At 67.7% G+C, this 25,538-nt stretch carries 18 protein-coding genes and 3 pseudogenes; 10 read left to right on the top strand and 11 right to left on the bottom strand.

The window, feature by feature from the left end:
- Positions 1-3: 3 nt before the first annotated feature.
- Complete coding sequence (gene thiC / locus QF034_RS19980) at positions 4-1,806, top strand: phosphomethylpyrimidine synthase ThiC (protein ID WP_307176250.1); 1,803 nt, start codon at positions 4-6, stop codon at positions 1,804-1,806.
- 259 nt (positions 1,807-2,065) lie between these two features.
- Here the strand turns inward: thiC and QF034_RS19975 are convergent.
- Positions 2,066-2,889: pseudogene (locus tag QF034_RS19975) on the bottom strand (HARBI1 family protein).
- A 183-nt stretch (positions 2,890-3,072) separates the two neighbouring features.
- On the opposite strand from QF034_RS19975, the gene QF034_RS19970 reads away from it, so the two are divergent.
- Positions 3,073-3,468, top strand: coding sequence for a VOC family protein (locus QF034_RS19970; RefSeq protein WP_307176249.1), 396 nt, complete (start codon positions 3,073-3,075; stop codon positions 3,466-3,468).
- 400 nt (positions 3,469-3,868) lie between these two features.
- Here QF034_RS19970 and QF034_RS19965 read toward each other — a convergent pair whose 3' ends face one another.
- Together QF034_RS19965 and QF034_RS19960 are read right to left on the bottom strand one after the other, a co-directional pair.
- On the bottom strand, positions 3,869-4,852 hold the full coding sequence (locus QF034_RS19965; RefSeq protein ID WP_307176248.1) for a hypothetical protein: 984 nt from the start codon (positions 4,850-4,852) through the stop codon (positions 3,869-3,871).
- Between the two features lie 288 nt (positions 4,853-5,140).
- A complete protein-coding gene (locus tag QF034_RS19960) occupies positions 5,141-6,106 on the bottom strand; it encodes a protein kinase family protein (RefSeq protein WP_307176247.1) in 966 nt (321 codons plus the stop codon).
- A gap of 567 nt (positions 6,107-6,673) precedes the next feature.
- On the opposite strand from QF034_RS19960, the pseudogene QF034_RS19955 reads away from it, so the two are divergent.
- Positions 6,674-7,561 (top strand): annotated as a pseudogene (locus QF034_RS19955) (aminoglycoside phosphotransferase family protein).
- A gap of 3 nt (positions 7,562-7,564) precedes the next feature.
- On the opposite strand, the gene QF034_RS19950 reads toward QF034_RS19955, so the two are convergent.
- Positions 7,565-7,717, bottom strand: a complete 153-nt coding sequence (locus tag QF034_RS19950) for a hypothetical protein (protein ID WP_307176246.1) — start codon at positions 7,715-7,717, stop codon at positions 7,565-7,567.
- Positions 7,718-7,756: 39 nt separating this feature from the next.
- On the opposite strand from QF034_RS19950, the gene QF034_RS19945 reads away from it, so the two are divergent.
- The gene (locus QF034_RS19945) at positions 7,757-8,230 is read left to right on the top strand and encodes a replication initiator (protein ID WP_307176245.1); all 474 of its coding nucleotides are present in this window, start codon (positions 7,757-7,759) and stop codon (positions 8,228-8,230) included.
- A gap of 196 nt (positions 8,231-8,426) precedes the next feature.
- Here QF034_RS19945 and QF034_RS19940 read toward each other — a convergent pair whose 3' ends face one another.
- Positions 8,427-9,914: a recombinase family protein gene (locus QF034_RS19940; protein ID WP_307179929.1), complete on the bottom strand. Its 1,488-nt coding sequence runs from the start codon at positions 9,912-9,914 to the stop codon at positions 8,427-8,429.
- Between the two features lie 154 nt (positions 9,915-10,068).
- Here QF034_RS19940 and QF034_RS19935 point away from each other — a divergent pair.
- Positions 10,069-10,197, top strand: a pseudogene (locus tag QF034_RS19935) (thiamine biosynthesis protein ThiC); the annotation flags it as partial.
- A 90-nt stretch (positions 10,198-10,287) separates the two neighbouring features.
- Here QF034_RS19935 and QF034_RS19930 read toward each other — a convergent pair.
- The 3 genes from QF034_RS19930 to QF034_RS19920 form a co-directional block, all read right to left on the bottom strand.
- The gene (locus tag QF034_RS19930) at positions 10,288-11,154 is read right to left on the bottom strand and encodes a hypothetical protein (protein WP_307176244.1); all 867 of its coding nucleotides are present in this window, start codon (positions 11,152-11,154) and stop codon (positions 10,288-10,290) included.
- Positions 11,155-11,337: 183 nt separating this feature from the next.
- Entirely contained in the window at positions 11,338-12,429 is a 1,092-nt protein-coding gene (locus QF034_RS19925) for a metallophosphoesterase (RefSeq protein ID WP_307176243.1), read from the bottom strand.
- A gap of 280 nt (positions 12,430-12,709) precedes the next feature.
- Complete coding sequence (locus tag QF034_RS19920) at positions 12,710-13,822, bottom strand: LacI family DNA-binding transcriptional regulator (protein ID WP_307176242.1); 1,113 nt, start codon at positions 13,820-13,822, stop codon at positions 12,710-12,712.
- 452 nt (positions 13,823-14,274) lie between these two features.
- Between QF034_RS19920 and hisC the strand changes: the two genes are divergently transcribed.
- The 5 genes from hisC to QF034_RS19895 all read left to right on the top strand — a co-directional run bounded on the left by hisC (position 14,275) and on the right by QF034_RS19895 (position 22,836).
- Complete coding sequence (gene hisC / locus QF034_RS19915; RefSeq protein ID WP_307176241.1) at positions 14,275-15,354, top strand: histidinol-phosphate transaminase; 1,080 nt, start codon at positions 14,275-14,277, stop codon at positions 15,352-15,354.
- A gap of 242 nt (positions 15,355-15,596) precedes the next feature.
- A complete protein-coding gene (locus tag QF034_RS19910) occupies positions 15,597-17,105 on the top strand; it encodes a cytochrome ubiquinol oxidase subunit I (RefSeq protein ID WP_307176240.1) in 1,509 nt (502 codons plus the stop codon).
- A 20-nt stretch (positions 17,106-17,125) separates the two neighbouring features.
- Positions 17,126-18,130, top strand: a complete 1,005-nt coding sequence (gene cydB / locus QF034_RS19905) for a cytochrome d ubiquinol oxidase subunit II (protein ID WP_307176239.1) — start codon at positions 17,126-17,128, stop codon at positions 18,128-18,130.
- A 12-nt stretch (positions 18,131-18,142) separates the two neighbouring features.
- Entirely contained in the window at positions 18,143-21,637 is a 3,495-nt protein-coding gene (cydD, locus tag QF034_RS19900) for a thiol reductant ABC exporter subunit CydD (protein WP_307176238.1), read from the top strand.
- A 140-nt stretch (positions 21,638-21,777) separates the two neighbouring features.
- The gene (locus QF034_RS19895; RefSeq protein WP_307176237.1) at positions 21,778-22,836 is read left to right on the top strand and encodes a M23 family metallopeptidase; all 1,059 of its coding nucleotides are present in this window, start codon (positions 21,778-21,780) and stop codon (positions 22,834-22,836) included.
- A 50-nt stretch (positions 22,837-22,886) separates the two neighbouring features.
- Here the strand turns inward: QF034_RS19895 and QF034_RS19890 are convergent, their stop codons facing one another.
- The 3 genes from QF034_RS19890 to QF034_RS19880 all read right to left on the bottom strand — a co-directional run bounded on the left by QF034_RS19890 (position 22,887) and on the right by QF034_RS19880 (position 25,414).
- Positions 22,887-23,774 (bottom strand): Cof-type HAD-IIB family hydrolase, encoded by an 888-nt coding sequence (locus QF034_RS19890; RefSeq protein WP_307176236.1) that lies wholly within the window; start codon positions 23,772-23,774, stop codon positions 22,887-22,889.
- Positions 23,775-23,879: 105 nt separating this feature from the next.
- Positions 23,880-24,782, bottom strand: a complete 903-nt coding sequence (locus QF034_RS19885; RefSeq protein WP_307176235.1) for an LLM class flavin-dependent oxidoreductase — start codon at positions 24,780-24,782, stop codon at positions 23,880-23,882.
- An 83-nt stretch (positions 24,783-24,865) separates the two neighbouring features.
- The gene (locus QF034_RS19880) at positions 24,866-25,414 is read right to left on the bottom strand and encodes an RNA 2'-phosphotransferase (protein ID WP_307176234.1); all 549 of its coding nucleotides are present in this window, start codon (positions 25,412-25,414) and stop codon (positions 24,866-24,868) included.
- Between the last annotated feature and the right edge of the window lie 124 nt (positions 25,415-25,538).

Genomic DNA, 25,538 nt, shown 5'->3' with positions numbered 1-25,538 from the left:
CTCATGACCAACAAGGACGCACGCACGCCTGCCTCCGTTCAGGACGCACAGTCCGAGGAGGCCGGGAAGTCCATCGGCTGGCACAAGGCGTACGTCGAGGGCAGCCGCCCCGACCTGCGGGTGCCGGTCCGTCAGGTGCATCTCACCAACGGGCAGTCGGTCACGCTGTACGACACGTCGGGCCCGTACACCGATCCGCTCGTCGACACCGACGTCCGCAGGGGCCTGTCGCCGCTGCGCGAGAACTGGATCATCGCCCGTGGCGACACCGAGGAGTACGCGGGCCGGCCCGTCCGCCCCGAGGACGACGGCGTCAAGCACACCTCGCCGCGCGGCGGCCTGCGCAACCTCGACGCCGTCTTCCCCGGTCGGCCGCGCCAGCCACGGCGCAGCAGGGACGGCAAGGCGGTCACGCAGCTCGCGTACGCCCGCCGCGGCGAGATCACGCCCGAGATGGAGTACGTGGCCATCCGGGAAAACGTTTCGCCCGAGGTGGTCCGCGACGAGATCGCGGCGGGCCGGGCGGTGCTGCCGGCCAACGTCAACCACCCGGAGATCGAGCCGATGATCATCGGCAAGCGGTTCCTGGTGAAGGTCAACGCCAACATCGGCAACTCGGCCGTGACGTCCTCCATCGAGGAGGAGGTCGAGAAGATGACCTGGGCGACCCGCTGGGGCGCCGACACGGTCATGGACCTGTCCACCGGTCGCAACATCCACACCACACGCGAGTGGGTGCTGCGCAACTCCCCCGTTCCCATCGGCACCGTGCCGCTCTATCAGGCCCTGGAGAAGGTCGACGGCCGGGCCGAGGAGCTGACCTGGGAGATCTACAAGGACACGGTCATCGAACAGGCCGAGCAGGGCGTGGACTACATGACGGTCCACGCGGGCGTGCGCTTGCCGTACGTGCCGCTGACGGCGAATCGGAAGACCGGGATCGTCTCACGCGGCGGCTCGATCATGGCCGCGTGGTGCCTCGCGCACCACAAGGAGAGCTTCCTGTACGAGAACTTCGAGGAGCTCTGCGAGATCCTCGCCGCGTACGACGTCACGTACTCCCTCGGAGACGGCCTGCGGCCGGGCTCGATCGCGGACGCCAACGACGAGGCGCAGTTCGCGGAGTTGCGCACGCTCGGGGAACTCAACCGGATCGCGAAGCGTTTCAACGTACAGACCATGATCGAAGGCCCGGGCCATGTCCCGATGCACAAGATCAAGGAGAACATCGACCTTCAGCAGGAGATCTGCGATGAAGCACCGTTCTATACGCTCGGCCCGCTGACCACGGACGTCGCGCCGGCGTACGACCACATCACCTCCGGCATCGGCGCCGCGATGATCGCCTGGTGGGGCACGGCCATGCTGTGCTACGTCACGCCCAAGGAGCACCTGGGCCTGCCGAACCGTGACGACGTCAAGACGGGCGTCATCACCTACAAGATCGCCGCCCACGCGGCGGATCTCGCCAAGGGTCATCCGGGTGCCCAGGAGTGGGACGACGCGCTGTCCGACGCCCGTTTCGAGTTCCGGTGGGAGGACCAGTTCAACCTCGCCCTCGACCCGGACACGGCACGGGAGTTCCACGACGAGACCCTGCCGGCGGAGCCCGCCAAGACGGCTCACTTCTGCTCGATGTGCGGTCCCAAGTTCTGCAGCATGAAGATTAGCCAAAGCATCACAGAGCGGTTCGGCGGTGCGGCGGCTGAGGGTGCGTCGCAGGAGGAGGTCGCGGCGGGGATGCTCCAGAAGTCGAAGGAGTTTGCCGAGGCGGGCAACCGGGTGTACCTGCCGATCGCGGACTGAGCTGAAGCGCTGGAGTCAACGACTCGCGGGAAGTACTACTAGTGTGAAGCGACGGGCCGGAACCGCAGCTTGGTTCCGGCCCGCGCTGACCCGTGTACTACCGGCCGCAAGTGCAGCGCTGCATGCCCCCCCCCAGGCGCTGCCGCCGATCGGCGCCAGAGCTGTCAGTAGCAGTGACAGGGCGGCCGGGGATATCTGAACGCGGACGGACACATTGAACCCTTCTCGGTAACATCTCGTGACGGTTCGTGATCTTTGTTCAGGTGCTGCGGCCGTGCTCCAGCTGGAGCAGGACGAGGGCGGCTCGGGCGATCCGGGTGATGCCGCTGGGATCGAGGCTGACGCGGCGCAGGGCCTTGAAGGTGACCTTGAGTAAGGCGTTGGCCCGCTCGGCGACCGCATGGACGCTCGGATGACTGAGTTGAACGTCTGCTGCGCGTCGTCGAGTTCGCCGCCCTTGGGCTTCTTTACCGGGTGGCGGAAGCCGTCGCCGGCGTTCTCGTAGCCGAGGTCGGTCAGGGTGGGAATGTCGAGGGTGGACGCGAGCCGGTTGAGGGCGTCGACCAGGCCGTGGGTGCGGGCGCAGGTGGTGTCATGCTCGCGGCCGGGGCGGACCGGGGAGACCCAGATCGGCCAGCCGTCGGGGGCGGAGATGACCTGGAGGTTGCCGCAGTGGTGCTTGTGCTTCCCGGACCACCAGAGGTCGGCGCCGTTGGGGCCGGGGGCGGCGACGCGGTCGGTACGGATGACGGTGCCGTCCAGGTTGAGATGGGTGTGGCCGGCGGCCGCCGCCCGTTCCAGCGCAGTGGACAGATCCGGGGCGTGGTCGGCGAGTACGGTCAGCCCCTCGTGCAAGTAGCGGTATGCGGTGGGTACCGAAAGCCTGTTGTCCCGGGCGAGTTGGGCCAGCCGGGTCCCGTCGACGAACTACCGCAGTACCAGGACACCCTGCTTGAAGACGCCCAGAGCGCGGGTCCCCTTGCGGGTGCCGAGCCGTTCGCGGTGCTCGCGCAAGAGCCGGGCGAGAGTCTCGGCGGTCTCCCTGCCGACGTCGAGTGTTGCGGTGTAGGTGATACCGGTCAACGCGTGAAGCCTCTGGATTCTGGGACGTGATCTTCGCAGACATGTTCCTACCAGGGGCTTCTCGCGTATCTGATGCCGGATCAAACCCGTCTGACGGCCCTGGTCAGTCAGGAAGATCGCGGATCTGCCGGACGGGAGGCCCAGCCAATACTCTGAGCCCCGTCCGCACTATCTGGGAGAGTCATGACAAGTAGGTTCACCGAGTTGGCCGTTGACTGCCACGATCCGGAGAGGCTCGCGGCCTTCTGGTGCGAGGTCCTGGGCTTCAAGGTGATCGACCGGAGCGAGGGCAAGGTCGAGATCGGCTCCTGGGTGCCGACCGTCGAGGATGTTCGGGCCCGCCAGATGCCAGCCACCCTGCTGTTCATCCAGGTGCCCGAGGGCAAGACCGTGAAGAACCGGCTTCACCTCGACGTCAGCCCGATCGACGGCAGCACCGAGGACGAGGTGACCAGATTGCTCGGCCTCGGCGCCACCAAGACGGATGTGGGCCAGGGCTCAGACCGAAACTGGGTGGTCATGGCAGACCTCGAGGGCAACGAGTTCTGCGTCCTGCGCACCCTGGCACCGCAGAACTAGGCCACGAGCGGGCACCCGCATCCCATCACACACTGCAACCATCACGTTAGCCGAGAAGACCTCATTCAGGTGCCTGCCGATCTGGATGTGTAGACCCTTGTTCCCGGTGTCATCGGGCGAGGGGGACGGCAACTGTGGGTTACCAGTCATCGATCACTCCCTTGTGAACGTGCTGAAGGACCGTCAACCTCTCGCTACTGTTAAAGAGATTGGGGTGGCGGGCTTCTGCATGCGCTCACGCCGGTAGTGGCTCGCCGATACGGGGCTATGCCGAAGTCCTCGTGACTTCGTCGAGTGCCGCCACCTTGGGCACGAACTCCGTGGCGAAGCGGCTCAGCAACTCCCGCTCTCCAGTAATTCGGTCACGGCAGGAGCTACCGCGAGGGAAGCGCAGCCGCTGCTACGACAGTTCTTTCTCGACGAGTCGGAGGTAGCTGAATGGATGCTCTTGCTTTTTCTGGATCACAGGACGAATCTCGCGAGTGGCGATATTGAACCCGATACTTCCGGCGATTCCGGCTACCCATCCGAAATCTGGGACGACCAGGGCTCCGACTGCTGCTGTGCTCATTGCCACCGTGACTGAGACGGACCTGGTGATCCAGGCCATGCGACTGCTTTTTACGGCTTCTTGATAGTCGGCTCGCGCCTGGGTCAGTTCCTTGCGCATGCGTTGAAGAACGTCGGCCGGGTGTTCCCAGTGCCGGTTCAGCTCACTGAGCATGACTTGGGTTGCGTCGACCAAACGTTCTCGCTCGGAGGCGTATTTTTCTCGAAAGGCCAAGACCTCGGAAGTCGGGGTGCCCGGTGCCGGCATAGGCAGCATGCGGCCCAATTCCACGCGCCAAGCCGTTACCTTGCGGTAGTCTGGTTTCAGTGATACTTCGTCAGCTGTTTGCTGATCGGTGTAGGGCGTGTAGGAGTGGCTCGTTGTCGAGCGTGCGACTTCGTGCGCCATGGTTCCGGCCAGGACGAGCAGTGCCTTCTCAGGAAGCACGAGATATCCGAGGTTTGGCCGCTCTGGAGGGCGACTACGTCGGGCTACACCGAGTGCGACGAGCCCCCGTTCGAGCCCGAACCCAATTTTCCCACCCGAGTCGAGGTAGACAGGGCGGCCTCTATGCGGGCTGATCGCGTGTAGCTCATCGACCAGCCCGGGAAAATCCTGGATTTCCCTATCGGCTAGCAGGCGGTAATGACGCTTGAGGCTAATAGGGTTGTAGAATCCCCGGTCCATGAGATCTCGTAGCGGGCCCGCGAGCGTGCGTTCGTACGTTTCTTGTCTCTCCGAAACCATCGAAGCGAGGCCGTCCCAGTACAGCAAAGCTTCGTGGACCACTTTTAGCGGAGGCTTAGCCAGCGGGTAGTAGAGAAGCGTGGTCATTTGTTCCCCCTGACGCTGGGTGATTCTTTGTTAGGCGGGGTTCCATCGTCTGCAGGAAGTAGGCGTGGAACCCGGCCGGCAGCGGCTTGGGCTTCCCGGCCGTCGATCCCCCATGCGAGGGGCACCACAGCCTGGGTGATCGTCCGCGCCGCCTGGAGAAAGCCCTGATTGCCGAAGGCGCGTGGTGAGGTAGCTGTATCGATGAGAGTAGATCGTCAAGACCTATTCCATTTTCTGCCCACGCCCATTTAGTCCGCTGCGAACCCCTTGGCGGTGACCTGGATCTCGTCAAGCAGGCGCATCGGTTGGGGTCGCCTCAAGCTTCTCAACCTCATTGATTAGCTCAAGCACATTTTGATATCTATCAGCAAGATCGTGCGCTGTGCATTTTCGGACGATCCGGCTTGCTGCTTCCGTTCCGGACATCAGCGCCTCTCTGCCACTGAAGATATAAGAAAGTACGTGCCCAATCGCATAGATCTCGTTGCGTATGTCGTATTCCTTGAAGCTGGAGAGCAAAGGGTCACGAATCGCGCCGCGCATCTCCGTCTTGGTTCGAGTGTATTCGGACTTCTTGTCCTTAACTAGTCCGAAGTCCGAAAGCTTCACTAGAACTGCTCCGCCGGCGAATGTTTTTACGAGGACATTCTGGAGGCTGATGTCACGATGTAGCAAGTTCTCGCTATGGATGTAATTGATGCCATACAGGAATTGAAGGGCAATCCGTTTCCGTGACGCAAACCGTAGTGTGCTATTGCGCCGCTTGATATAGGTGCGAAGGGTATCCTCGCAGAATTCCATCTTATACTCGCGACGAGTCTCGTCGTACTGGTAGACCTGAACACCGTAGGGAAAACTCAGGCGCTTGAGTATGTTGAACTCCTGCTGAAAGCGATGGAGATCTCGTTCACTCAAGTCCTTCTTGGCTCGCTTGACTGCAAATTTGATGCCGTAGTCTGGGTCGACGTAGGAGAAGACCTTGGCGTAGGAACCTTCGCCGATCAGTTGGAGTCGGACTCCCGTATCCCTTTTCTTAAGTCTTACTGTGGCATTCGAGAGGGTGAAAACGGGTTCGTACTTGACGATTCTGATTTGCTTAAAATCCTCCGGGATTGCACTTCCTCCGCTACGCGTGAGCCATGGCTTGCAACTCTCAATTGCTGTTCGATACTCCTCAAAAAGTTTCACCTCTACATTGGCATGTGTCAATGATTCGAGGACCTCGTCAATCTCCTTGATGAGTGCGATCATCATTCTGCTTGAGTCTGCCCAATAATGGTGGGTGGTCTCGGCCCTGTCGTTGATTGCCTCGAAATGTTCATTCAATCGCTCGTGGAGGCTTGCGAATATGCAGCCGAATCGCAGTTCATCTTCATAGAGCCGCAGGAGGCGTTCGATGCTGACATTTGCGAATCTTTCTGCGAAAGATCTTCTAGCATCAACTCGGTAGGGCTAGCCACTTATCTCAACTCATCCCTTCCAGGTCCGCGACCGTCGTTTTTCGGCGAGCCGCAGTGGGCTGCCAGAATGAAGAAGCCGAATCCCTCAGATGTATTGCGGCATAATTAGCTCAATGGCACGGTTTTCACTACGCAGCCGTGAGGTCACTCATCGTGCCAGATGTTGAGGGCTGTATAGAGCTTTATCGTGAAGATACTGGTGAGTAATGGGCGTATCGTCCGGGATGTTGCACCTGCCATCACCTATCGCATGAGCAACTGCGCCTTCGGTACGGTCGTGGTCGTGTCTGGCGCACGTCGGGTTGGTCACCCGTAGGCATGCGCCAGTTGATCGCGCGCGACTAGGGGAGCTGGTACGGGCATGGCGCTTGACGCTGCTCGATCGCAAGAGGGGTTCACATCGACGAGGGCCGCGCAGGTAATGAGTGCGGCATGCCGGGCGGCCGGGTTGGACGACAGAGGGGCAGAGCTGATCCGGCTGGGAGAAAGCGCGCTCTTCCGCCTGGACGCAGAGCCGGTGATCGTGCGAGTGGCGCGGGGAGAGCCGTGGCTGCCCAAGGCTCGTGTCGAGGTAGCCGTGTCACAGTGGTTGGCTGAGGAAGGGTTCCCTGCCGCGCGCCGGTCGATGGGCTGGAGCAGCCGTTCCTGATCGATGACCACCCGGTGACCTTCTGGGGGCTCATCGTCGAGGGCAGCCGTAAGGCCACGTACGGGGAACTCGGCGGCATCCTGCGGGACCTGCACTCCATGACGTTGCCCGTTGGCCTGGAGCTGCCCTCGTTCAACCCCTTCGACAAGCAGGAACTGCGGATCAGCCAGGCAGCGATCCCGGAAGATGACAGGGTCTTCCTCCGCAAGCGGTGGAGTGAGCTGAGGGACCAGTTCGAGGGCTTGCGGTTCGAGACGCCCAAGGGGCCGGTCCACGGCGACGCTCACGTGCACAACCTCATGGTCAACGACCGGGGGGAAGTCATCCTGATCGACTTCGAAGCATTCTGCTTCGATCACCCTGAGTGGGATCTGATGGTCACGTCAGTGGAGCACCACAGCCTGGGGTGGCAGACGGATGAGCAGTACGCCGACTTCGTGCGGGCGTACGGGCGGGACCTGCACGACTGGCACGGCTACGACACGCTCCGCCGGCTCCAAGAGTTCGGCCCAGGAGGACGAGGGGACGGCGGCCGAGTACCGCCGGCGCATCGCTGCCTTGCGGAATGATGACGCACCGCGCGACTGGCGTCCTTGTTAGCCGTTACTCGTCCTCGTCCAGACGGGCGAGCGCTTCGTTCACCTGCTCATTGAAGGCCACGACGGCGGGGGCGGCCGCGTACGCACTGACCTCCGCCCGAAAGTCGGTTACGTAGCGCTGGAAGCGGGAGGACTGGAGGGAGTCGCCGCCGTCCACGGCAAGGCTGGCCTGGTCCGTACGCCGTACAGCCCCGCCGTGGGTGAACAGGTTCTGCGCTGGGGCGTCCAGGTGGACGTTCGCCTGCTACGCGCCGATGGCGACGGGACTGACGATGACGCTGTAACTGCCTACGTGGCCAAGTACGTCACCAAGGGAGCGTGCGAGACAGGCGCCGGCATCGACCACAGGGTCACCACCTGGGATGACATCGAGGCTGCGTCCGTGAACGCACACGTGCGCACTCTCATGCGGGCCTGCTGGCGCCTGGGCGGACTGCCCGAGTACGAACCCCTGAACCTACGCACGTGGGCTCACACGCTGGGCTACTGGGGCCACATCCTCACCAAGTCCCGCGCCTACTCCGCCACCTTCGCGGCACTGCGGGCCGAACGCGCCCAGCACGTAGGCGGTGTCGACGTCCCCCGGGGCGGTCACGGACAGGCACTGGCGCTACGTCGGCTCCGGCCATACTCCGGGCGCTGCGCTCATCGCCGCCGGAATCGCAGATGACATCGCTCAGAATCGCGCTGTCGCGCGGGAGGCTCTCCGAGCTGGCGGTGGTGCCCCCTGAGTACTTCTTCGGCGAAGGCCAGCACTGAGCGCGAGGAAGCAGCAGCACGAGCGTGGATCGAGCGGCAGCTACGCGACTCTCCCCCACTCTCCGATGACCAGCTGCGGAGCGTGGGGGAGATCCTCGGACTTCAGCTCATTCGGAAGTCCGCCACACAGGCTTGAGAAGGTCAGGGTCGAATGTCTTGTTGCCCTTGCCACCCGGCACTGCGATCACGGCGCTCAGCACCTTCTTGATCGCTTCGCGCTTCTGTGTGAGCGTCTTCGACCCCCACGAGTTCCTGACGTCCTCCTGGGCCTCCTCGGCCTCCGCCTTCAGCGCTTCGTGCGCACGCTGGTCCGCACGAAGCTCCTTGATCCGCCGTTCGAGGACCGGGAGATTGCGGAAGAACGTCTCATCGTCGATGTCCGTGTCCTCGTCGTCGTGCCAACGCCGCTCCAGCTCGTTGCGGCTCCTGACGGCTCGCTGCAGGGCATCGGCCTTGTCCCAGTCCGGTACATCCTGGGCCTTGCTCGCCGCATCGCGCTCCAGCTTGGCGATGACCAGTTCCTCGATGGCCTCGTCCGTCTTGTCGCCCCGCTTGTAGGTCTTGTTGCAGCCGCCGTCCACGGTCTTCTTGCACATGTAGGCATGCCGGTACTTGAGCCAGTCGTTCGCCTTGATCCCGATCATCTTGTTGTTGCAGACCGTGCCGTCCTCCAGCACGTGGCCGCATCGCAGGATGCCGGTCAGCAGGTACTTGTGGACCAGGCCGCCGCGCGGCATCCCGGTTCCGCGGCCACGCTCCCTGATCTTGGCCGTGACCGCGAACCACTCCTTCGGAGTGATGATCGGATCCCACTCGCCCACGATGGGCTGATCATCGCCGTCGCGGACGAGCTCGCCCTTGATCTCGCGATATCCACACAGCCGCGCGTTCACCAGGACCTGCTTGACGGTCTGGTACTGGAAGGCGTTCCCGCGACTCGTGATGAAGCCAGCCTCCTTCCACCGGCGCGTGATCTCGGAAATGGAGGCACCCGCGATCACGTCTTTCACCGCCTGACGGATGGCTTCTGCCTCGTCCGGGCGCAACGAGACCTTTTCGTCCTCCCATCCGAAGGGGCGCCACGCCGCTACCGACTGCCCGCGGATCGCCCGGCTGCGGTGGCTGTTCCTGCTCCGACGCTCCTTCTTCCTCGTCTCGCTGAGGGACATGGCGACCCCCAGAAGCCCCTTGATCTCGAAGCCTTCGGCGTAGAGGTCCTGGATGCCGTTCGAGTCGTGGTAGACGCGTCCTTCCTGCGTGGTGAACGCCTTCAGGTACCGCTCCCAGTCACTCGGGCGCCGGTACAGCCGGTCGTCGTTGACTGCCATGACGCCGTGGATCGGGTACCCGTCCGGCGTCGTCCCGGCAGCAAGATTGGCGAGCAGCTGCTCGAAGTCATCGCGAACGATGTTCTCCTTGCTCGCGCTCTTGTCGTTGTCCGTGTAGCGGTAGACGACGAGCCATCCGAACCTTCGGGCGGTCTCGGTCATGTCCCGGTGCTGGTCCTCGACGCCGTGGGCGTCCTTCACCCGGCCGTCGAACGAGATCCGTGCGTAGCAGACGACGCACTTCAGCTCCGGGTCGGAAGCCAGCATGGCGCGCACTTCCTCGACGGACGGCAGTCCCTCGGGCGTACCTCGCAGCTTGCTGACCAACTCCTCGCGCTTGCCCACGTGTTCCCCCTCGGTCCATGTCTGGGCTGCTGGAACGACCGTAGCGCATGTGGAGGTTCTAGTAATGCTCTACCGCATGAAGATCTCGCAGGACATCCGCCGTGAACACGGCGGCACACCGGCCGAGATCGAGGACGGCATGGCCCAGAAGTCCAAGGAGTTCGCGGCGAGCGGGAATCGTGTGTACCTGCCCATCGCGGACTGAGCCGCCCGCACACAGGCCGAGGGCCGGGGACCGGTGGTCCCTGGTCCCCTGGCCCGCGGGAGGGATCCGACCGGGGCACTGACCCGACGGCTACTCCGGCTGGTGTTCCGGGCCTCCGAAGTCCGGGCTGGTGTAGTCCGGGCTGCTGAAGCTCGGCCGCGAGCCGTGGTCGCCGTCGTCCGGGCTGGTGAAGCCCGGGCGGTCGTAGCCGAGGTGCGGGATGCGGCTGACCGGCGTGGACGGGGAGGTGTGGTGCAGCGCGGCGGCCGCACTCGGGTCGACGAGGGCCTCCCGGAGGAAGGGCACGATGCCGCGTTCCAGCAGGGCCGCGCGCCAGGCATCCCTGGCCCGGTCCACTTCCCCGTGCGGTTCGCCGTGCGGGTCGCTCTCCGCCGTCGGCTTGTTGCGCAGGGCGGTGATCAGCAGTCCCACCGCGGCGACGAGGATCGCGACCGCGGTCACGGCGCCGAACACCCAGCCCGTGGTGAGCATCGTCCGGGCGAACGTCTGCTCGGGGTTGAGGATCTGAAGGATGTAGCCGACGAGCAGGAAGATCGCCGCGGCGGTTCCGGCCAGGACGGGAGCGAGGACGGCGACGACGGCTACGGCGCCCGCGCCGGCGGTCTCGGCGACCTCGCCCATGGTCGCGGCGAGACCCGCCGCGCCCGTGTCCGGCTCGGAGGAGCCGGATGCGCGCACGGCCGGCCGGCTGGACGGCGCCGGCCGGCGCTGTTCCTCGCGGACCTTGACGTAGTGCTGGTATTCGGTCGAGGCGGCCGCCGTGATGAGCGCGGTGGCGTTCAGTGCCATGGTGCGCAGTTGTTCGGGGTTGAGCCGCTGTCCGACAGCGGCCAGTTCCGGACGGTGTGGTGCGGAGCGCAGCGCCTCATCGAGGATCCGCTCGTATTCCTGGCGGTCCTCGCTCAGCAGGTGCTGCGGAACGCTGTTCATGTGCATCCCCCGATGCTCCGTAGGGCTTGGGGCTCGGCATGCTGACGAGCCGTCGGGCAGAAACGGAGGGGAGCCTGCTACGGATAAGCCGATGGTAGAGCCGTGAAGGTGGGCGGTGACAGGGGGTTTACCGAAATTGACCCGTCACAGGTCCGGTCCTGTGACGGGAAACGCCTGCCCGGTGAACGTTCACGTACCCAGCGGCAGTTGCTGGACCAGCAGCTTTCCGGCCATGGTCACGCCGCCGTCCATGGCGATGGCGAGTCCGTCGGCGTAGACGTGCGGACCCTCGACCACGGGGTCGTTCCTCTCCTCGTCGTCCTCGGAGCCGACCTCGCCCAGGAGATACGGAATCGGGCTGTGACCGTGAACGATGCGGCTGCCCCCGTACGTATCGAGCAGGGAGCGCACGGCGTCCGCGCCGCCCTCGTCACGGAAGGAGAACCGCTTGGTGAACTTGCGGAACAGGTCCCAGACCTCGTCCGCGTCGTTGCGCGTGAGCGTCTCGCGGACGGTGTCGTTGACCTCTTCGATGGAGCGGCCGTAGTCGAGGTAGGCGGTGGTGTCGGAGTGGACGAGCAGGTGGCCGTCGACCTCCTCGACGGCGTCCAGACGGGCCATCCACTGCAGGTGGTGGTCCTGGAGGCGGTCCATGTCGGTCTTCTGGCCGCCGTTGAGCAGCCAGGCCGCCTGGAACGTGGCGGTGCCGGCGCCGGAGTTGACGGGGGTGTCGCCGAACCGCTTGGCGCCGAGCAGCAGAAGCTCGTGGTTGCCCATGAGCGCCTTGCAGTAACCGCCGGCCGCGGCGGCCTCGGCGGACAGCCGCATCACCAGGTCGATGACGCCGATGCCGTCCGGGCCGCGGTCGGTGAAGTCGCCGAGGAACCACAGCCGAGCGGTGCCCGCGCACCAGTGGCCGTCGGCGTCGAGGAGGCCCTTCTCCTGAAGGGCCGCCACCAGTTGGTCGAGGTAGCCGTGCACATCACCCACGACGTACAGCGGGCCCTGCCCGGTGTCGGCCTGCGGGGCTGCCACGGCCTCGGGGTCGACGGTCACCTGGACGGTGTCGCCCCGGTTGATCACGGGCAGATCGCGCTCGGTCGGCGTGTACCCCTCGGGGTAGGCCTCCTCGGGCGGCGGGGCGACCTCACCGGGGTGGGCGCTGTGGACGTACGGACCGGCCTCGTGGACATACGCGGGCACCCGGAAGTCGCGCAGCGTCGCCGTCCGCTCCACCTCGGGTCCCTGACCGGCCCCCTGAGTCATCGACCCCTCCACCATCGCGCCGCATCTGCACCGCATCGGACTGCCTGGTCGTAGCGGCCCGTGGGTGTCGTGGGCCCATCATAGGAATGCGGATCGCGCCATGTGATGACCCAGGGGTGGTGAATCAGAGCAAGAGTCCAGTTCACTGCGGCTTTCGCCCCGATTGAGCCAGGCTTTGACCACCGTGTGACCGTCCTCGCTTTCCTTCTCTTCGCGAGAACGATCCCTTCTCTCCGGGGGACCGGCCCCGTTTCTCCCCAGGAGCGCGCACTTTCCTTGACCCGATCGGACGGGCTCAGGTCCCCTCGGGTGACCGGGGCGGGCTGACCGTCGTACGCGGCGGGCGCCGCTGGGACGAGGTGCGCACGATCAGCTCCGTCGGTATCACCTGCTCCACCGGACGGTCCGAGTCCGCTCCCTCGATGGCGTCGATGAGGAGCTGCACGACCGCGGTGCCGATGCGGCGCGGTTTCAGTGAGAGCGTCGTGATGGGCGGCTCGGTGTTGGCGTAGACGGTGGACTCGCTGCAACAGACCAGCAGCAGGTCGTCCGGTACGCGCAGGCCGTAGCGGCGGGCGGCGGCGAGCAGGTCGGTGCCGTTCGGGTCGAACAGGCCGTAGACCGCGTCGGGCCGGTCGGGGCGGGCGAGCAGCCGGTCGGCGGCGACGGCGCCCGCGCACGGATCGTGCGCCGGGTAGGCCTCGTACACCGGATCCTGGCCGACGCGCTCGCACCAGCGCAGGTACGCGGTGGTCGACAGGTGGGTGTACGTGTCCGTGCTCGTGCCGGTCAGCAGGCCGATGCGGCGGGCGCCGGCGCCGGCCAGGTGATCGAGGATGCCGAGGACGGCGGCTTCGTGGTCGTTGTCGACCCAGGCCGTGACCGGCAGCGAGCCGGCCGGGCGGCCGTCGGAGACGACCGGCAGGCCCTGCCGGACGAGTTCGCTGACGACCGGGTCCTGGTCCGAGGGGTCGATGACGACCGTGCCGTCCAGGGCGACGTTCGACCACACGTCGTGGCGGGAGGTCGCGGGGAGGATGACGAGGGCGTAGCCGCGGGCGAGCGCCGCGGAGGTGGCGGCCCGCGCCATCTCGGCGAAGTACGCGAACTCGGTGAAGGTGAAAGGTTCATCCCCGTACGTGGTCACGGTCAGGCCGATGAGTCCCGACTTGCCGGTACGGAGGGTTCGGGCGGCGGCCGAGGGCCGGTAGCCCAGCCGGTCGGCCACCTCACGGACATGGCGCCGGGTGGCGTCCGGGAGCCTGCCCTTGCCGTTGAGGGCGTCGGAGACGGTCGTGATGGACACTCCGGCGGCGGCGGCCACGTCTCTGATACCCGCCCGACCCGGCCGACTGCCTCGACGTGAGGTTTCCGCGCGGCTCACCTGGTGCTTCCCTGCTGCTGTCATGGCGAGCCGATAGTAGGGCTCATGTGGTGGGGTAGTGCGGACGCATATGCACGCGTTGACAGGCACGTTTCTGCATGATCATTTAACCCCAATTGGTTTGCAAACCAAGGGCGTTGGCGGCTCCCATGCCAGGACGTGACTTGTCGGCCCGCACGGGCCTGCCAAGTGGCCGAGGTTGCGAAGAGGTCTCAACTCACCTGCACGGGGGATGCGCGCTACGGCGTGCACCACCGGCGCGTAGATATATGTGCGGCGCGCCCCTGAATTCGTACGCCTTCGTGCGGCGATGCCCCTGATGCCCGTGGGACGCGCATGTGATGCCGTGGGACGCAGGCGGCCGGCCTTCGTCGCTCCGTCGTGGCTATACGCAGCGGCGCCGAATCCTCATAAGGTGAGGAGTATTGGATGTCGGCGGCGGTCATGGGCCGCCGGTCTTCGCGAGGAGGACTGCGGTGAGCGAGACGAGCCCCAAGCTGCGCGCCGAGCTGGAGGGGATCCCCACCTACAAGCCGGGCAAGCCGGCCGCGGCGGGCGGGCCGGTGGCCTACAAGCTGTCCTCCAACGAGAACCCCTACCCGCCGCTGCCGGGCGTGATGGAGACGGTGACGGCGGCGGCCTGCACCTTCAACCGCTACCCGGACATGGCCTGTACGGCGCTGATGAACGAGCTGTCCGAGCGGTTCGGTGTGCCCCTCTCCCACCTGGCCACCGGCACCGGGTCGGTCGGTGTCGCCCAGCAGCTGATCCAGGCCACCTCCGGCCCCGGCGACGAGGTCATCTACGCCTGGCGGTCCTTCGAGGCGTACCCGATCATCACGCAGATCAGCGGCGCGACGTCGGTGCAGGTGCCGCTGACCTCCGGTGATGTGCACGACCTCGACGCGATGGCCGACGCGATCACCGACCGGACCCGGCTGATCTTCGTCTGCAACCCCAACAACCCGACGGGTACGGTCGTGCGGCGGGCGGAGCTGGAGCGCTTCCTCGACCGGGTGCCCGGTGATGTCCTGGTGGTGCTCGACGAGGCCTACCGCGAGTTCATCCGCGACCCGGAGGTCCCGGACGGTGTCGAGCTCTACCGCGACCGGCCCAACGTCTGCGTTCTGCGGACCTTCTCCAAGGCGTACGGCCTCGCCGGCCTGCGCGTCGGGTTCGCCATCGCCCACGAGCCGGTGGCCGCGGCGCTGCGCAAGACGGCGGTCCCGTTCGGCGTGAGCCAGCTCGCGCAGGAGGCGGCGATCGCCTCGCTGCGTGCCGAGGACGCACTGCTCGGCCGGGTCGGCTCGCTGGTGTGTGAGCGCACGCGCGTGGTCGACGGGCTGCGCGCCCAAGGCTGGACGGTGCCCGAGACCCAGGCCAATTTCGTGTGGCTGCGGCTGGGGGAGCGCACGGTCTCGTTCGCGGAGGCGTGTGAGCAGGCGGGTGTGGTGATCCGGCCGTTCGCGGGTGAGGGCGTGCGGGTGACGGTCGGGGAGACCGAGGCGAACGACATCTTCCTCAAGGTGGCGGAAGGGTTTCGCACGGAGCTCTAGGAGCTGAGAAGGAACCGTTGGGTGAGCCGGCCGGCGCTGGTCGTCGGCCGGCTTCACGCATATCGGGGCGCCTGTTTCACGTGAAACAGGCGCCCAGCCATTTCAACAATATGTTGACGTTCGCGCCCAAGCAGTGACTGTGACAGGGGAGACAGGGGACCCCGTCCAAGGCTCGAAACTGCGTGCTGCATAATGGCTTGTGAATGTGAACGCTTTCACAAGCGGTTGTAAGGAGCGGCGACGTGGACCTGGCTCTGGCGCCGGAGACCCTGGCGCGATGGCAGTTCGGCATCACCACCGTCTACCACTTTCTGTTCGTTCCCCTGACGATCTCGCTGGCCGCCCTGACGGCCGGACTGCAGACCGCCTGGGTGCGGACGGAGAAGGAGAAGTACCTCCAGGCGACGAAGTTCTGGGGCAAGCTCTTCCTGATCAACATCGCGATGGGTGTGGTCACCGGCATCGTGCAGGAGTTCCAGTTCGGCATGAACTGGTCCGACTACTCGCGCTTCGTCGGTGACGTCTTCGGTGCGCCGCTCGCCTTCGAGGCCCTGATCGCCTTCTTCTTCGAGTCCACCTTCATCGGCCTGTGGATCTTCGGCTGGGACAAGCTGCCGAAGAAGATCCACCTGGCCTGCATATGGATGGTCTCGATCGGCACGATCCTGTCGGCGTACTTCATCCTCGCGGCCAACTCCTGGATGCAGCACCCGGTCGGCTACCGGATCAACGAGGCGAAGGGCCGGGCCGAGCTCACCGACTTCTGGCTGGTGCTCACCCAGAACACCGCGCTCGCCCAGGTCTTCCACACGCTCACCGCGGCCTTCCTGACCGGCGGCGCCTTCATGGTCGGCATCGCCGCCTTCCACCTGGTCCGCAAGAAGCACGTCCCCGTGATGAAGACGTCGCTGCGGCTGGGCCTCGTCACCGTCGTCATCGGCGGTCTGCTCACCGCGGTCAGCGGGGACACCCTGGGCAAGATCATGTACCAGCAGCAGCCGATGAAGATGGCCGCGGCCGAGGCGCTGTGGGACGGCGAGAAGCCGGCGCCCTTCTCGGTCTTCGCCATCGGCGACGTCGACAAGGGGCACAACAAGGTCGCCATCGAGATCCCCGGCCTGCTGTCCTTCCTGGCCAAGGACGACTTCACCTCGTACGTGCCCGGCATCAACGACGTCAACAAGGCCGAGCAGGAGAAGTACGGACCCGGCGACTACCGCCCCAACATCCCCGTCGCCTACTGGGGGTTCCGGTGGATGATCGGCTTCGGCATGACGTCGTTCGCCATCGGCCTGGCGGGGCTGTGGCTGACCCGCAAGAAGTTCCTGCTGCCGCAGCATCTGCGGGTGGGTGAGGACGAGGTGCCGCATCTCGTGCTCCTGCCCAAGAAGGCCCTCGGCCCGACCCTCACCAAGTGGTACTGGCGCATCGCGATCCTCACCCTGGGCTTCCCGCTGATCGCCAGCTCCTGGGGCTGGATCTTCACCGAGATGGGCCGCCAGCCCTGGGTCGTCTACGGCGTGCTCCAGACGCGTCACGCGGTCTCCCCCGGTGTCTCCCAGGCCGAGGTCATCACCTCGATGATCGTCTTCACCACGCTGTACGCGATCCTCGCCGTCGTCGAGGTCAAGCTGCTGGTCAAGTACGTCAAGGCGGGCCCGCCGGAGCTCACCGAGGCCGACCTCAACCCGCCCACGAAGATCGGCGGCGAGTCCCGTGACGCCGACAAGCCGATGGCCTTCTCGTACTAGGCCGAGGGAGCTGCACAGTCATGGAACTGCACGACGTCTGGTTCGTCCTGATCGCCGTCCTGTGGACCGGCTACTTCTTCCTGGAGGGCTTCGACTTCGGGGTCGGGGTGCTCACGAAGCTGCTCGCCCGCAACCGGCCCGAGAAGCGGGTGCTGATCAACACCATCGGCCCCGTCTGGGACGGCAACGAGGTGTGGCTGCTGTCCGCGGGCGGTGCCACCTTCGCCGCCTTCCCCGAGTGGTACGCCACGCTCTTCTCCGGCTTCTACCTGCCGCTGCTGCTCATCCTGGTCTGCCTCATCGTCCGGGGTGTGGCCTTCGAGTACCGCGCCAAGCGGCCCGAGGAGAACTGGCAGCGCAACTGGGAGACGGCGATCTTCTGGACCTCGCTGATCCCCGCGTTCCTGTGGGGTGTGGCCTTCGGCAACATCGTGCGGGGCGTGAAGATCGACCAGGACTTCAACTACGCCGGTGGCGTCCTGGACCTGCTCAACCCGTACGCCCTGCTCGGCGGTCTGGTCACGCTGGCGCTGTTCACCTTCCACGGGACGGTGTTCGTCGGGCTCAAGACGGTCGGGGAGATCCGGGAGCGGGCACGGAAGCTGGCGCTGCGGGTCGGGCTGGTGACCGCCCTGCTGGCCCTCGCCTTCCTGCTGTGGACGCAGTCCGACCGGGGCGACGGGGCATCGCTCGTCGCGGTGGTCGTGGCGGTGGCGTCGCTCGTCGCGGCCATGGTCGCGGCGCGGGCGGGGCGTGAGGGCCGGGCGTTCGCCCTGTCGGGGCTCACCATCGTGGCCACGGTGGCGATGCTCTTCCTGACGCTGTTCCCGAACGTCATGCCGTCGACGCTCAACCCGGACTGGAGCCTGACGGTCACCAACGCCTCGTCCAGCCCGTACACGCTGAAGATCATGACCTGGTGCGCGGCGGTCGCCACGCCGATCGTGATGCTCTACCAGGGCTGGACGTACTGGGTGTTCCGCAAGCGGATCGGTACGCAGCACATCGCCGATACTGTGCACTGAGGTGTGTTTCACGTGAAACCGATCGATCCGCGTCTGCTCCGGTACGCCCGTGCCACCCGGGTCTTCCTGGTGGCGGTCGTCGCCCTGGGTGCCGTCGGGGCGGGGCTGGTCATCGCGCAGGCGATGCTCATCGCCGAGGTGGTGGTCGGCGCGTTCCAGCACCGCATGACGGTGTCCGACCTCGGTACTCCCCTGCTGCTGTTGGCCGCTGTCGCGGTCGGCCGGGCGCTGGTCGGCTGGCTCACCGAGCTCGCCGCGCACCGGGCGAGCGCGGCGGTGAAGTCCGAGCTACGGGGGCGGCTGCTGGAGCGTTCCGCTCAGCTGGGGCCAGGCTGGCTGAGCGGGCAGCGGACCGGTTCGCTGGTCGCCCTGGCCACTCGGGGTGTCGACGCCCTCGATGACTACTTCTCGCGGTATCTGCCGCAGTTGGGTCTCGCGGTGGTCGTGCCGGTGGCGGTGCTGGCGCGGATCGTCACCGAGGACTGGGTCTCCGCGGCGATCATCGTGGGCACCCTGCCGCTCATTCCGCTCTTCATGGTGCTGATCGGCTGGGCCACCCAGTCCCGGATGGACCGTCAGTGGCGGCTGCTGTCGCGGCTGTCCGGGCACTTCCTGGACGTCGTCGCGGGGCTGCCGACGCTGAAAGTCTTCGGGCGGGCCAAGGCGCAGGCCGAGTCGATCCGGCGGATCACCGGCGAGTACCGGCAGGCGACCATGCGGACCCTGCGGATCGCCTTCATCTCCTCCTTCGCGCTGGAGCTGCTCGCGACGATCTCGGTGGCGCTGGTCGCCGTGACGATCGGCATGCGGCTGGTGCACGGCGAGATGGACCTGTACATCGGTCTGGTCATCCTGATCCTGGCGCCGGAGGCGTATCTGCCGTTGCGGCAGGTCGGGGCGCAGTACCACGCGGCGGCGGAGGGGCTCGCCGCGGCCGAGGAGATCTTCGAGGTTCTCCAGACGCGCGTGCCGGCTTCCGGTTCCGGGGCCGTGCCGGCGGGTGCGCTGGCCTTCGAGGGAGTGACCGTCCGCTACCCGGGGCGGTCGGCGGACGCCGTGTCGGGCGTGTCCTTCACCGTCGAGCCCGGGGAGACGGTCGCGCTGGTCGGGCCGAGCGGTGCCGGCAAGTCGACGCTGCTGAACGTCCTGCTCGGATTCGTACCGCCGACCGGGGGGCGGGTGCGGGTCGGGGGAACCGACCTCGCCGACGTGGACCTGGAGCAGTGGCGGTCCCGGATCGCGTGGGTGCCGCAGCGGCCGCATCTGTACGCCGGGACGATCGCCGAGAACGTACGGCTGGCGCGGCCCGACGCCGACGACGACGCCGTACGGCGGGCGCTGCGGGACGCCGGGGCGCTGGAGTTCGTGGCGGCGCTGCCCGAGGGCGCTGACACCGTGCTCGGCGAGGACGGGGCCGGGCTGTCCGCCGGGCAGCGGCAGCGGCTCGCGCTGGCCCGGGCGTTCCTCGCGGACCGGCCCGTGCTGCTGCTCGACGAGCCGACGGCCGCGCTGGACGGGGCCACGGAGGCCGAGGTCGTGGCGGCTGTACGGCGGCTCGCGGCCGGGCGGACGGTGCTGCTCGTCGTGCACCGGCCGGCGCTGCTGAGGGTGGCGGACCGGGTGGTGCGGCTGACGGAGCCCGAGACCGCCGCGGTGCCTGTCGCGTCCGCAGCGGTCCGGAATCCCGGAACCGTCCCCGTCGAGGCCGAGTTGCCTGCCGCGGCCTCTCCGGCGGAGCGGGGCGGCCGGCCCGCGTCGGGCGGCGTCCTCGGGCGCGTTCGCGCCATGTCCGGTGCCCGGCGTGGGCGGCTGGGACTCGCCCTGCTGCTCGGGAGCCTCGCGCTCGGGAGTGCCGTAGGGCTCATGGCGACCTCCGGGTGGCTGATCTCGCGGGCGTCGCAGCAGCCGCCCGTGCTGTATCTGATGGTGGCCGTGACGGCGACGCGGGCCTTCGGGATCGGACGGGCCGTGTTCCGGTACGCCGAGCGGCTGGTCTCGCACGACGCCGTGCTGCGGATGCTGGCGGACACCAGGGTCGCGGTGTTCCGCAGGCTGGAGCGGCTGGCGCCCGCCGGGCTGCGCCGGACCCGCCGGGGTGATCTGCTGTCCCGGCTGGTGGCGGACGTGGACGCGTTGCAGGACTACTGGCTGCGGTGGCTGCTGCCGGCCGGGGCGGCCGTCGTCGTGTCGGCCGCGTCCGTCGGTTTCACGGCATGGCTGCTGCCCGAGGCCGGTGCCGTGCTCGCGGCCGGGCTGCTGGCGGCGGGGGCGGGCGTGCCCCTCGTCACGGGTGCCGTGGCGCGGCGGGCCGAGCACAGGCTGGCGCCCGCCCGCGGCGTGCTCGCGACGCGGGTGGCCGATCTGCTCACCGGAACCGCGGAGCTGACCGTCGCCGGTGCCCTGCCCGCCCGGACCGCCCAGGCACGCGAGGCCGACGGGGTCCTCACCCGGATCGCGTCGCGCGCCGCCACCGCCACGGCACTCGGCGACGGGCTCACCGCCCTGATCTCCGGCCTGACCGTCACGGCCGCCGCCCTGACCGGCGCACAGGCGGTCGCGGCCGGGCGGCTGGACGGCGTGACCATGGCCGTCGTCGTCCTCACCCCGCTGGCCGCCTTCGAGGCCGTGCTCGGGCTGCCGCTCGCCGTGCAGTACCGGCAGCGGGTGCGCCGCAGCGCCGAGCGGGTGTACGAGGTGCTGGACGCCCCGGAGCCCGTGGGGGAGCCCGAGCAGCCGCGTCAGGCGCCCGCGTCGCCGTTCCCGGTCGCCGTCAAGGGGCTGGCCGCGCGGCACCCGGGCCAGGACCGGGACGCACTCGCAGGGCTGGACCTGACCCTCGACGAGGGCCGCCGCGTCGCCGTGGTCGGACCCTCCGGCTCCGGCAAGACGACCCTGGCGCAGGTACTGCTGCGCTTCCTCGACGCGGACGCGGGCTCGTACACCCTGGCGGGCGTGGACGCGTACGCGCTGGACGGGGACGACGTACGGAGGCTCGTCGGGCTGTGCGCGCAGGACGCGCACCTCTTCGACAGCTCGCTGCGCGAGAACCTGCTGCTCGCCAGGAAGGACGCCACGAAGGACGACCTGCGTGCCGCGCTCGGCCGGGCCCGGCTGCTGGACTGGGCCGACGGCCTGCCCGAGGGGCTCGACACGCTCGTCGGCGAGCACGGCGCACGGCTGTCGGGAGGCCAGCGGCAGCGGCTGGCGCTGGCCCGGGCACTCCTCGCCGACTTCCCCGTCCTGGTGCTCGACGAGCCCGCCGAACACCTGGACCTGCCGACCGCCGACGCGCTCACCGCCGACCTGCTGGCCGCCACCGAGGGCCGCACGACGCTGCTCATCACGCACCGGCTGGCGGGTCTGGAGGCGGTGGACGAAGTGATCGTGCTGGACCAGGGACGGGTCGTGCAGCGCGGGACGTACGCGGAGCTGGTGGCCGTCGACGGGCCGCTGCGGGAGATGGCGGAGCGGGAGGCGGCATCCGAGTCGCTGACGGCCGCGCCTTAGCGGGGCCCGACCGGCGCCGCACCGAGCCGCCCCCTGACGGAGTCCGACCGGCGCCGCACTGAGCCGTTCGGGGCAGTCGGTCCCCCGGCCGTACGAGGCGAACAGGGCCAGGGCGGCCGGGCTGGGCGACGATCACTGACATGCGCTCATATCGCCGCCATCGGCTGCTGGTTCCGGTACTGCTGTGCGCGCTGGCGGTGCTCGCGGCCGGGCCGACGGCGGCGCCCAAGGAACCCGGGAGCGGTACCGGCGGGGACCTAGGGCTCAGCGCCGAGGTGGTGCGGCTCTACGAGGAGGCCGCCGTGGCGACTCAGCAGTACGAGGCGGGGCGCCAAGAGGCCGAGGAGCAACGGGCCAGAGCCCAGCGGGCCGAGGAACTTCTGGACCGTCAGCGGCGGCACATCGCGGCCCTGCACGAAGACCTGGGCAGGATCGCCCGTGCCCAGTACCGCTCCAGCGGTGGGCTGCCGGTGGCCGCGCAGATGATCCTCGCCGACGGCCCCGACGATCTGATGCGGCGCCAGCACGCCTTCTCCCAGACGAACCTCGCCGTGAACAACGCGATCTCCAAGAGCCGCCGGGCCGAGGCACGGCTCGCCGCGGACGAGGTCAGGGCCACGGCCCACTGGCAGGCGCTGGAGAAACGGAACACCCAACTCGCCGCTCTCAAGGCGGACATCGAACAGAAGCTGGAAACGGCACGCTCGCAGCTCCAGGGGCAGGCGGACGCCTCGGCCGCCGCCGGGGCATGCCGCGGGGCCGTGCGGCTCGACCAGCCGGAGACGGGATTCACGACCGCGTGGGTCGCGCCCGTGGAGACGTACGAGCTGTCCGCGTCCTACGGCAGCGGCGGTGCGCGGTGGTCGAGCCGGCACACCGGGCAGGACTTCGCGGTGCCGATCGGCACGCCGGTGCGGGCCGTGGGGGCGGGCCGGGTGGTGAGGGTGTCCTGCGGGGGCGCTTTCGGCATCGAGATCGTGCTCAGGCACGCGGGCGGCTACTACACGCAGTACGCCCATCTCGCGTCCGTCGCGGTCGACCAGGGGGAGCACGTCGAACCCGGACAGTGGATCGGCCAGTCGGGCACCACGGGCAACTCCACCGGACCGCACCTGCACTTCGAGACCAGGGTCACGCCGGAGATGGGCTCGTCCGTGAATCCGGTGTCATGGCTGGCGGCGCGCGGGGTGTCGCTCTGACCGGGGCGAGAGTCGCAGCCGCGCCGCCGTCACACCTCCAGCCGCGACAGCTACGGCAGTTCCGTGAGCAGCTGCTCGATCATGACCGCCACGCCGTCCTCGTTGTTCGCGACCGTCCGTCCCGAGGCCGCGGCGATCACGTCCGGGTGGGCGTTGCCCATCGCGTAGGACCGGCCCGCCCAGGTCAGCATCTCGACGTCGTTCGGCATGTCGCCGAAGGCGACGACCTGCTCGTGCGAGATGCCGCGCTCGGCGCAGCACAGGGCGAGCGTGCTGGCCTTGGACACTCCGGGGCCGCTGATCTCGAGCAGGGCGCTGGGGCTGGAGCGGGTGACGTTGGCCCGGTCACCGATGGCGAGCCGGGCGAGGGTCAGGAAGGCATCGGGGTCCATCTCGGGGTGGTAGGCCAGGATCTTCAGCACCGGCTCCCCGGCCGCGCGGTGCTCCGGCGACAGCAGTTCCTCCGCCGGGGCGAGGCTGTCGGGGATCTCCATGTGCAGCTTCGGATAGGCCGGTTCCTGGTAGAAGCCGTACGTCTGCTCCACCGCGTACACCGTGCCCGGAGCCGCGTCACGCAACAGCCGTACGGCGTCCAGCGCGTTCGCCCGCTCCAGCTCCCGTACCTTCACGAACCGGTGGGAGCCGGGGCCGCCGTGCAGGTCGACCACGGCGGCGCCGTTGCCGCAGATCGCCAGGCCGTGGCCGTGCACGTGGTCGCTGACGACGTCCATCCAGCGGGCCGGGCGGCCGGTGACGAAGAAGACCTCGATGCCCGCCTCCTCGGCGGCGGCCAGCGCGGCCACCGTGCGGGGGGACACCGACTTGTCGTCGCGCAGCAGGGTGCCGTCGAGGTCGGTGGCGATCAGTCGCGGCGGGACGGTCTCGGCCGCGGTCTCGGGCTGTCGGGTCGCTGAGATCACCCGGCCATTGTCCCGCATATGCCTGCACGGGCGTGCGGGAGTCCGCACAGGTGAGTGGATACCGCCCTCACCAGGAACTTCCCGAGAGGGCTTCCCGCACGGCCCTCAGCGCACCTGAGGCCCTCAGCGCAACTGCGCCGGCGCCTCCATGGCGATCTGTTCGAAGGCCTTCTCGTCCGTCGCGAAGGGCGAGTCGGGGATGGGCCAGTGGAGCACGATCTCCGTGAAGCCCAGCTCCCTGTGCCGGCCGGCGAAGTCGACGAAGGCGTCCAGGGACTGCAGCGGGCCGCCGCGGTCCGGGGTGAATCCGGTGAGCAGGACCTTGTCGAGGTCGGTCATGTCCCGGCCGATCTCGGCGCAGGTGTCGGCGAGCTTCTCCACCTGCCCGCGGATGGCCTGAACCGACTGTTCAGGAGTGCCGTTCTCGTACAGCTTGGGGTCGCCGGTGGTCACCCACGCCTGCCCGTGGCGTGCGGCCAGCCGCATGCCGCGCGGCCCGGTCGCGGCCACCGCGAACGGCAGCCTGGGGCGCTGCACACAGCCGGGGATGTTCCGTGCCTCGTGCGCCGAGTAGAAGTCGCCCTCGTACGACACCGCGTCCTCGCTGAGCAGCCGGTCGAGCAGCGGGACGAACTCGGCGAAGCGGTCGGCCCGCTCGCGCGGGGTCCACGGCTCATGGCCGAGCGCGGTGGCGTCGAAGCCCGAACCGCCCGCGCCGATGCCCAGGGTGACCCGGCCGCCGGAGATGTCGTCGAGGGAGATCAGCTCCTTGGCGAGCGTCACCGGGTGCCGGAAGTTCGGCGAGGTCACCAGAGTGCCCAGCCGCAGCCGGTCGGTGATGGTCGCGGCGGCGGTGAGGGTCGGTACGGCGCCGAACCAGGGGCCGTCCCGGAAGCTGCGCCACGACAGGTGGTCGTAGGTGTACGCGGTGTGGAAGCCGAGTTGCTCGGCACGCGTCCAGGCCGCACGACCGCCTTCCTGCCAGCGGCGATAGGGGAGGATCACGGTGCTCAGACGCAGACTCATGACATCGAGCCTAAGGGAGCGCAGCGGGTGGCCCGTGTTTCACGTGAAACAGTCACCGTGCGCGGCTCATCCCGCACAGCGCGTCAGTGGGGCCCGGGAAAGCGCAGATACCGCGGCGGTACGGCCTCGGTGAGCCATACGCCGTTCGCGCTCACCCGGAAGACATGGCCGTCGCGGTGCATGGCGGCCGCGACCACGGCCAGCACGACCGGTCGGCCACGGCGGGCGCCGACGCGGGTCGCCGTCTCGCGGTCCGGCGAGAGGTGCACGGCATGCCGGTCCATCGGCCTGAGTCCCTCGGCCCGGATCGCGTCCAGGTTGCGGGCGACGGTGCCGTGGTAGAGGTACGCGGGCGGGGTCGCCGTCGGCAGTCCGAGGTCGACCTCGACGCTGTGCCCCTGGCTGGCGCGGATCCGGGTGCCCTCGACGGCGAAGCGCCGCTTGTCGTTGGTGGCGACGACGTGGTCCAGCTCGGCGCGCGTGAAGGGGAAGCCATGGGCGGTGGCTGCGGCGATCAGTGTGTCGATCTCGACCCAGCCGCCCTCGTCCAGTGCCAGCCCGATCCGCTCCGGCTGGTGGCGCAGATGCTTCGAGAGGTACTTCGACACCTTCACGGTGCGTCTTTCATCCATTCCCTCAGGGTGCGGGAGAGATCTGAATCACGCGATTGCGTTTCCCTCTGGAGGTTTGATCCACAGCCAAGGGGTGTTATCCACAGGCGAATTCCCAGAGTCTGTGGACAACTTGCCTTCGCAT

It is taken from the genome of Streptomyces africanus (genome assembly GCF_030816955.1).
In the GTDB taxonomy this organism is placed as follows: domain Bacteria; phylum Actinomycetota; class Actinomycetes; order Streptomycetales; family Streptomycetaceae; genus Streptomyces; species Streptomyces africanus.
This window is presented reverse-complemented; position numbering and strand designations above follow the sequence as displayed.